The sequence below is a fragment of the Pauljensenia sp. 20925_1_27 genome (genome assembly GCF_041432835.1).
In the GTDB taxonomy this organism is placed as follows: domain Bacteria; phylum Actinomycetota; class Actinomycetes; order Actinomycetales; family Actinomycetaceae; genus Pauljensenia.
On record NZ_JAPWAH010000043.1, the window covers coordinates 1 to 1,235 of the forward strand.

At 64.0% G+C, this 1,235-nt stretch carries 1 protein-coding gene and 1 pseudogene; both read left to right on the top strand.

The features are described from left to right. Positions 1–50 precede the first annotated feature (50 nt). Positions 51–362, top strand: coding sequence for a transposase (locus tag O3684_RS10190; protein WP_500066827.1), 312 nt, complete (start codon positions 51–53; stop codon positions 360–362). After that, a pseudogene (locus O3684_RS10195) lies at positions 356–1,225 on the top strand (IS3 family transposase); the annotation flags it as partial. The gene O3684_RS10190 and the pseudogene O3684_RS10195, both read left to right, overlap by 7 nt. Between the last annotated feature and the right edge of the window lie 10 nt (positions 1,226–1,235).

Consider the following 1,235-nt stretch of genomic DNA (forward strand, 5'->3'; position numbering starts at 1 on the left):
GACACTTCGTGAAGCGGGTGCGTGTGCCTGCGGAGAGTGAGGTGCCTGTTATGGGAACTCGTCGTCGTTTTACGCCGGAGTATCGTCGTGATGTTGCGTGCCTGGTGTTGGATACGGGGTCTACGATCGCGTCTGTGGCCCGGGATTTAGGGCTGGGTGAAACGGTGGTGGGCCGGTGGGTCAAACTCGAACGTGAGAGGCGCCAGGCCGCCGAACAGGGGCGCCCTGATCCGCGCGAGATGGAAGCTGAGATCACGGCTCTGCGTCGGCGGGTGCGCGAGTTGGAGAAGGAGAACGAGTTCTTGGGAAAAGCCAGCGCCTTCTTCGCGTCTCGGCACCAAAACACCAGCGCTTTGAACTGATGGACGCGCAGAAGGCTTCCTACTCAATCACCTTGATGGCCAAGGTTTTAGGGGTCACGCGCGCAGGCTATTACGCGTGGAAAAACCGAGCGTCCCACAGGGGTGAGCGCGCGCTGGCGCGCAGGCGTTTGGATGAGGCGGTGGCCTGGGAACACGAGGTGTCGGGTGGCACCTATGGGGCTCCTCGCATCCGCCATGCTCTGACGCGCGCGGGCGTGGATGTAGGTGTGCGTGCGGTCGCCGCGTCGATGCGCCGCCAAGGCCTCACAGGCCTGAACACGCACCCGCGCCCGAAGCGCGGCGGGCGCGGACCTGTGGCCCATGAGGACCACTGCGCCCGCCAGTGGGACCAAGGCACCCTGGATCGGGTGTGGATCACGGATTTCACCTACCTGCGCTGCGCCCAAGGCTGGGTCTACCTGTGCGCCGTGCGCGATGCGCACTCGCGTCGAGTGCTCGGATACGCCATGGGTGAGCAGCAAAGCACCGACCTGGTCATCACCGCGCTCGACATGGCCGCTACCACCCGTGGCGGCTTCCCCACAGGGGTCGTGCTCCACGCTGATCGGGGAACACAGTTCACCTCCCAGAAACTGGCCGCCTACATGCGCGCCGTGAAAGGAACCGTGTCGATGGGGCAGGCCGGGGTGTGCTGGGATAACGCCATGGCCGAATCCTTTTGGGCCACCCTCAAAACCGAGTACTACTACCGGCGCGCCTTCACCACCCGTGACCAGGTCTACACCGGGGTCGCCACCTGGATCGAAGACTTCTACAACCGCCGCCGCATCCACACCAGCCTGGGCGGTAGATCCCCCATCGAATACGAACTACACCAAGCGGCCTGGACAACAGTCGCATAAACAAACCGTC

Coding starts and splice junctions, on each gene's coding strand:
- O3684_RS10190 (WP_500066827.1), top strand. CDS start 51: ATGGGAACTCGTCGTCGTTTTACGCCGGAGTATCGTCGTGATGTTGCG.